Annotated in this window: 6 protein-coding genes; 4 read left to right on the top strand and 2 right to left on the bottom strand. The window is 46.1% G+C overall.

Going from position 1 to position 7,251, the window contains the following annotated elements; all coding sequences use genetic code 11:
- Positions 1-452: 452 nt before the first annotated feature.
- Positions 453-1,421 (top strand): thiamine-phosphate kinase, encoded by a 969-nt coding sequence (gene thiL, locus F557_RS0100925; RefSeq protein WP_019000393.1) that lies wholly within the window; start codon positions 453-455, stop codon positions 1,419-1,421.
- 25 nt (positions 1,422-1,446) lie between these two features.
- On the opposite strand, the gene F557_RS0100920 is transcribed toward thiL, so the two are convergent.
- On the bottom strand, positions 1,447-1,662 hold the full coding sequence (locus F557_RS0100920; RefSeq protein ID WP_019000392.1) for a SlyX family protein: 216 nt from the start codon (positions 1,660-1,662) through the stop codon (positions 1,447-1,449).
- Positions 1,663-1,834: 172 nt separating this feature from the next.
- Here F557_RS0100920 and F557_RS0100915 point away from each other — a divergent pair, with 172 nt between their 5' ends.
- On the top strand, positions 1,835-2,638 hold the full coding sequence (locus F557_RS0100915; protein ID WP_019000391.1) for an FKBP-type peptidyl-prolyl cis-trans isomerase: 804 nt from the start codon (positions 1,835-1,837) through the stop codon (positions 2,636-2,638).
- Positions 2,639-2,955: 317 nt separating this feature from the next.
- On the opposite strand, the gene dsbD is transcribed toward F557_RS0100915, so the two are convergent.
- Positions 2,956-4,659, bottom strand: a complete 1,704-nt coding sequence (gene dsbD / locus F557_RS0100910) for a protein-disulfide reductase DsbD (RefSeq protein WP_211209506.1) — start codon at positions 4,657-4,659, stop codon at positions 2,956-2,958.
- 379 nt (positions 4,660-5,038) lie between these two features.
- Here dsbD and F557_RS0100905 point away from each other — a divergent pair, with 379 nt between their 5' ends.
- Together F557_RS0100905 and groL are read left to right on the top strand one after the other, a co-directional pair.
- On the top strand, positions 5,039-5,332 hold the full coding sequence (locus tag F557_RS0100905; protein WP_026297666.1) for a co-chaperone GroES: 294 nt from the start codon (positions 5,039-5,041) through the stop codon (positions 5,330-5,332).
- A 70-nt stretch (positions 5,333-5,402) separates the two neighbouring features.
- On the top strand, positions 5,403-7,040 hold the full coding sequence (gene groL, locus F557_RS0100900) for a chaperonin GroEL (protein WP_019000388.1): 1,638 nt from the start codon (positions 5,403-5,405) through the stop codon (positions 7,038-7,040).
- Positions 7,041-7,251: the final 211 nt, after the last annotated feature.

Genomic DNA, 7,251 nt, shown 5'->3' with positions numbered 1-7,251 from the left:
CTGGAAGATTACCTTGAATTTCTGTTCAGATATATGGGTATTCACAGAGACGAACTGAAAGATGAATCGCTGTCTGATGAAAGAAGAAATACTATTCTTGAGCAGGCAATGCCATGGAAATTTAAGAAGGCCTAAAGTGCTGACTTTAGACCTAATACTTTTTTTATTTTGAGGCTGTTCTTGTCGACGTTCTGTGAGTTTGTCTTTTTTGTTCAATAGAATTAGCCACAGTATTTGAAAATCAGGTATTACCCCCCAAGAACCGCATCAATACCTGTGAATATCTGCTTGTATTGATTTGAGGAACGATAGGGAATAATTTGGAAGGTTAAAATTCTGAGTGTGTTTTGACAAATGGTATGAGTCTGCTGTTCTTATGAATTTCCTGGGGGAATTTCGGGAGGCGAGGATTGTGGGGCTGCTATGATTTCAAAATCAGGACGTTATTTTTGATGAATGAGTTTGAACTTATAAAAAAGTATTTCACCGGGTGGAATATCCCGGGGGAGCAGGTTGCTCTGGGAGTTGGTGATGACTGTGCTCTTCTCAGCGTTCCCGCGGGATATCATCTGGCAGTGTCCACCGATACATTTTCGGAAGGAGTGCATTTTTTTAAAGGGACTCCTCCGGAAGCCGTTGGATACAAGGCTTTGGCAGTAAATATTTCCGATCTGGCAGCCATGGGGGCGGATCCCTTGGGGTTTACCCTGGCTCTTAGTATACCTGACAGCAGTCCTGCTTTTTTAAAAGGTTTTGCCTGCGGGATGCAGAAACTTGCTTCCAAATGGCGTATTCCTCTGATTGGAGGGGACACGGTCAGAGGTCCGCTATCCATTACCATAACTGTTTTGGGGATGGTGTCTGAAGAGACTGCCCTAAGACGGGATCAGGCAAAAACCGGGGACAGAATTTTTGTTTCCGGATCTTTGGGCGGGGCTGCCTATGGGGTATGGGCCAGATATCGGGATATTCCGGAAACTCGGGAAACAGCGTCACTATTTGCGAGACTGGATTACCCGGAGCCAAGACTGGATTTAGTGCCTCTTCTCAGGAATCTGGAATGTCGTACAGCTCTGGATATATCTGACGGACTTCTGGGGGATCTTTCTCATGTTCTCAGGGCTTCCCATAAAAGGGCGGTTCTTAGATTGAGCTGTATCCCACATCCAGTATTTCCGGAGGATGTTCCGGAAAATGAAAGGCTGAAAATGATTCTGTCCGGAGGCGACGACTATGAGCTTCTGTTTACTTTGTCACCAGAAAATGCCGCAAAGTATCAAAAACTGAAACAGGAAAATCCGGAACTGCCAGTTTTTTATGATATCGGAGAAATTAGAGACTGCGCACCGGAGTTTTCGGAGATATCTTTTGAAGATTGTTCTCATCTTGCCTCGGATCTGACCAGTTTCAGTCATTTCTAGTCTCGTTGGTAGCAGATAGGGAAGCCTAATAATGAGGCGGTGGAGTTTCTTCGCTTCTCGGGGCGATGTTGCTGGTTTCGTAGGCTTTGAGCTTGTCTGCCAGATATTTGAGCTGCACCTGCTGCTTTTTTATCAGCTGGCTTTGAGCGTAAAGTTCCTCACTCAGACGCTCCAGATTGTATTCCAGGTATGCCAGACGGGCTTCTTTGTCTTCTTCATTTTCCAGAGGATTCTCTTTCATGGCTGGGGCTATTTCCTAATTTAAAAAAAATTGTTTATCAAGTAAAATGCATTCTAGCAAAAAGTACCGGCGTAGCTAAGCAATATTGACAGCTTGTACAGATGTTTATATTTGGGCTCGTTGTTGCCGGATAAACTGCTTATTTTGTTTTTAAATTGTTAAGGAAATAATTGTGAAGAAGTTTTTTTGCACTTTCCTTGCTTCTGCCGTAGCCTTTGGGGTTGCTGCATGCGGGAGCGAGTCAAATGCATCCAGTACTGATAATACCAAGGTTCAGCCGGTTGCTGAAACCAAGACAGCCACTGATAATAAGTCAGATTACACCTTTGAACAGAAGGTAGCAGTTTCTTTCGGGGCTGTGGCAGGTGCGAATTTTAAGAAATCCTTTGATGAGATGAAGGATCTTGATGTTAATTTTGATAAGGCTCTTTTCATTAAGAGCTTCACCGCTGCCATTAACGGAGCCGAGCCAGAGTTTTCTGAAAGTGATATGCAGGCAGCCCTGGAAGAGTTTGGTCGTAAGATGCAGACTAAACAGATCGAAAAGATGAAGGCTGAGGCTGAAAAGAATCTGAAGGCCGGTGAGGCTTTTCTTGCCGAGAATGCCAAGAAGGATGGCGTGAAGACCACCGAATCCGGACTGCAGTATAAGATCATCACCCCAGGTGAGGGAGAATCTCCGGCTGCCAAGGATACTGTAAAGGTTAATTACCGTGGTACTCTGATTGATGGCACTGAATTTGACAAGTCTCAGGAACCTATTGAATTCGGTTTGGATCATGTGATTCCGGGCTGGACTGAAGGCTTGCAACTTCTTAAAAAGGGTGGCAAGGCTGAATTTTATATTCCGGCAAAGCTGGCTTATGGTGAGCATTCTCCCAGCCCGGCAATTCCGGCAAATGCCGTATTAGTATTTGAAGTGGAACTTCTTGATATCAAGAAGGCTTCTTCGGGGAAGGAAGCAGCTTCCAAGTAGCAGTTTATGCTACTTAATCAAAAGTTTATTGGATGATGCCTCGGATTATTGTGATCCGGGGTTTTTTTATGATTGCAGCATTAATGCGGCTATTTGCAAGTAATGTTTAACGGGGTGGGGATCTGTTTTCAAATAATCTGGCAGATCTTGATGAAAGAGCATTGAAAATAATTCCCGGGCTTTTTGAAGTGTCGTTAAAAGATGCTTTTTCCATGGGAGCTGTGACTGATTCCATTGAGAAAAAGACGTCAGCCTAGATAAGATGAAAAGTCATTCTTTGTTTCCTGTTTTTGTTGTCAGGTGGCACTTATTTGTTCTCATTCCCCTATCTCTGTAAGAAACTCTGCGGCATTTTTGTATCCGGTTATTTTTTTGGAGAGTTTTCCGTCTTTAAAGATGAGAATGGCGGGGACTCCGGTTACCGCGTATTCTTCCAGAAGCTGGTGTGCCGGGGCATCCTCCGTTGTAATGTCTGCAAATACCGGAGTTGCCCTAAGCAGTGTTTCCCTAACCTGAGGATCCTGAAAGGTTGTTTTTTCATACATGATGCAGGTGCGGCACCAGTCGGCCCTGAAATCCAGAATGACGGTCTCGTTGCTTTTCAGAATTCTATGGAATTCTTCCGGAGTTTTGATTTCAGAAAAGATCTGTGATTGGGGTTCTGCATCTGTCATCAGCCAGCCTGTAAACGCAAGTACAATGCCGCAGAGTGCTGTTATTCCGGTAAATACCTTTTTGTGGGTCTTTGGAAGGGCGTAGGCCAGATAGGCAATCATCGCTGTAATCAGGAGTACGGAAAGTGCGGTCAGAGTTCCTGCTGACAGATATCTCTGAAGAAGTATCAGTGGTACGGAAAGTAACAGAAATCCGCATATTACTTTAATAATAACGGTCCAATTTCCGGTTCTGGGAAGATATTTCTGTCCGCAAAGACCCACAATGAAGAGCGGAGTTCCCATCCCCAGTGCCATGATATAGAGGTAAAGACCTCCTTTGAGAAGGCTGCCATCCTGCATGATAAACATCAGTGCTCCAGCCAGAGGAGCGGTAGTGCACGGAGATGCTATCACCGCACTCAGGACTCCCATGGCAAAAACCCCGGCAAGAGTTCCGCCTTTCTGTTTGTCAGACCATCCTTGAAGTCTTCTAACAATTTTTTCGGGGAGTGGCAGTTCAAAAAGTCCGAACATGGAAGCAGCCAGTACTATGAATACCAAAGAGAGACAGATTAGCATCAGCGGGTGCTGAATTGCAGCATGGAGCTTGGTGCCGGCAAAAGCAATGCCAAATCCTATAAGCATATAGGTAAGTGCCATTCCCTGGATGTACAGAAAGGAATACCAGAATGCGGTTATAAAATTCTTTTTGTGTCCTCCGATGATAATGGCGCTCCAGATAGGATACATGGGGAACATGCAGGGGGTAAGGCTCATCAGAAGTCCCAAAACGAAGAAGATCAGAAGGCCGGCGATAAATCCGCTGTTTCTGATTTTCTCATAAATTTCAGAGGCGTTGTCGGTACTATAGTTTCTGTCGGTATTTTCGGAAACGGTGTTATCCGGAGCGGTATCCTTTTGGGATGGGGCAGAGGTAATACCAGAGTCCGACTGACTTGGATCTGACGGGGCGGAGATTTTTCGAAGGTTAAGGGTGGCTGTTCTGGGGGGATAGCAGAGACCTTCGGTACAGCCCTGATAAGTTACCAGAAGTTGAGGCAGGGGGGAAGTGGATAACAATCCTGCCTCTATCTCAAGCCTGCTGAAAAATATATGGGACTGCCCCATATATTCATCATCGTGAGGAATGCCTTCAGGGATTATGATCTCCTTTAAGGTGCAGTTTCGAGCTTCAATTTTCAGTTTTTCCTGATAGAGATAATAGCCATCTGCAATTTCAAAGGTGATTTTTAGCCGATCATTGTCCTGTGTGAGAGAAGGAATAAACGCTTCTTCTGGTTTCAGATATTTTTTCTGGGGAAGAACGTCGGCAGCTTCTGCATCTTCTGAATACAGTAATCCCACAGAAATACTTTCTAATAACACCTGGCGGGGACTTTTCTCTCCTTTGAGGGAACCGGTAACTGTCGCAAGTAATCCTGTGATAAAGGCAGTTAACAGCAAAACGGCAAATGATCGTTCCAGCAGACATTTCAGCATTTGTAAAGAGTCTCCGCATTGTACTTTTGTTTCCCGGATTTTATCACATCTTGTCCTGTCGGCATCCCGGCATGGGCTTAATCCTGATTAGTCATAAAAATGTTTAAAATTTTTCAAATATCCCTTGAAATCGCAGAAGCAAGTCCCCACATATAGGGCAGAGATGATGTGTCGGTTTTAATGCCGGTTTTGATATTTAGTTTGGAGGCGGTTCAAAGGATTTAACTTTGACCAAATAATGAATATGACAATTCGTCCTTTACATGACCGTGTTATTGTTAAGCGTACTGAGGTTGAGGCCAAGTCTTCCGGTGGTATTCTGCTCACCGGTGCTGCTGTTGATAAGTCTACTCGCGGTGAGGTAATTGCCGTAGGTTCCGGCCGTGTTCTTGACAACGGTACTGTTCTTCCCATGGGAGTTAAGGTTGGGGACAAGGTAGTTTTCAATGAAGGCTACGGTGTGAAGAAGGAAAAGCTCGACGGTGAGGAAGTGCTCATCATGTCCGAGAGTGATATTCTTGCAGTCGTTGAGGACTAATTTTACACAGTTTTATTGATAAACCCCGCACTGCCATGTCAGTCGGGGGATTTCTACAGGAAAGTTAAAAATGTCAGCAAAAGATGTACTTTTTGGAAGTGATGCCCGTAGCCAGATGCTTGAGGGCGTTAATGTTCTTGCAAATGCCGTTAAGGTAACTCTCGGCCCCAAGGGCCGCAATGTAGTTCTTGATAAGAGCTACGGCGCTCCTGCCATCACCAAGGACGGCGTATCTGTTGCCAAGGAAATCGAGCTTGAGAACAAGTTCCAGAACATGGGTGCCCAGATGGTTAAGGAAGTTGCCTCCAAGGCTAATGATGCCGCAGGCGATGGCACCACTACTGCTACCGTTCTGGCTCAGGCTATTATCAGCGAAGGACTGAAGTCTGTTGCTGCCGGCATGAACCCTATGGATCTCAAGCGTGGCATTGACAAGGCAGTTCAGGCTGCTGTTGAGGAGCTCAAGAATATTTCTGTTCCTTGCGATGACAGCAAGTCCATTGCTCAGGTGGGTACCATTTCTGCCAATTCCGATGAAACAGTGGGTAAGATTATTGCCGATGCCATGGAAAAGGTTGGCCGTGATGGTGTTATCACTGTTGAAGACGGCAACGGTCTTGAAGACAGCCTTGATATCGTAGAAGGTATGCAGTTTGATCGTGGCTATCTTTCTCCTTACTTCATCAACAAGCCGGACAGTGCTTCTGTAGAATTTGATGATCCGTACATTCTCCTTGTCGATAAGAAGGTTTCCAATATTCGTGATATTCTTCCGGTTCTGGAAGGTGTTGCCAAGACTAGCAGACCGCTTCTCATTATCGCTGAAGACGTTGAGAGCGAGGCTCTGGCTACTCTGGTGGTAAACAACATGCGTGGCATCGTTAAAGTTGTTGCCGTTAAGGCTCCTGGCTTCGGTGACCGCAGAAAGGCCATGCTTCAGGACATTGCAATCCTTACCAACGGTACCGTCATTTCTGAAGACATTGGCATGAAGCTTGATGCTGCTACCATCAACGATCTTGGTCAGGCCAAGAAGATTGTTATCACCAAGGACAACACCACTGTGATTGACGGTGCCGGTGATAAGGATGCCATTAAGGATCGCGTTGCTCAGCTTCGTCATTCCATTGAGGAAACAAAGTCTCAGTATGACAAGGAAAAGCTCCAGGAGCGTGTTGCCAAGCTGGCTGGCGGTGTTGCCGTAATTAAGGTTGGCGGTGCTACCGAAGTTGAAATGAAGGAAAAGAAGGATCGTGTTGACGACGCTCTTCATGCAACTCGTGCTGCTGTTGAAGAAGGAGTTGTTGCCGGCGGCGGTGTAGCTCTTATCAGAGTTGCCAGCAAGCTGAAGGACCTTCAGGGTGACAACCAGGATCAGAACGTTGGTATCAAGGTTGCTCTCAAGGCTATGGAATCCCCGCTCCGTCAGATCGTTGAAAATGCCGGAGATGAGGCTTCTGTAGTTGCTAATGAAGTTCGTAACGGCCAGGGTAACTACGGTTACAATGCTGCTACCGGTCAGTATGGCGATATGCTGGAAATGGGTATCCTCGATCCTACCAAAGTTACCAGAAGTGCATTGCAGTATGCAGCATCCATTGCCGGTCTGATGATCACTACCGAATGCATGATTACTGACCTTCCTAAGAAGGAGGCTCCTCAGGCTCCTGCCGGCGCCGGCATGGGCGGTATGGGCGGCATGATGTAATTTGACGCTGTTTCAGTCGCTGATTTGACATAATAGGAAAAAGCCGGGATTAAGTTTTCGGCTTTTTTATTATTATGAAAGAAAGCTCCCCGGCGGACAAACGAAAGCGACGGCCCTTAAGCCGCATTCGGAACGCTGCATGCCCTGGAATGGAGTGGCGGCCCGGATCTCTTCGGTAAGATCCGTTCCGGCCCCCGTTAAGTTGGCTGGG

It is taken from the genome of Succinimonas amylolytica DSM 2873 (genome assembly GCF_000378405.1).
Taxonomy (GTDB): Bacteria; Pseudomonadota; Gammaproteobacteria; order Enterobacterales; family Succinivibrionaceae; genus Succinimonas; species Succinimonas amylolytica.
This window is presented reverse-complemented; position numbering and strand designations above follow the sequence as displayed.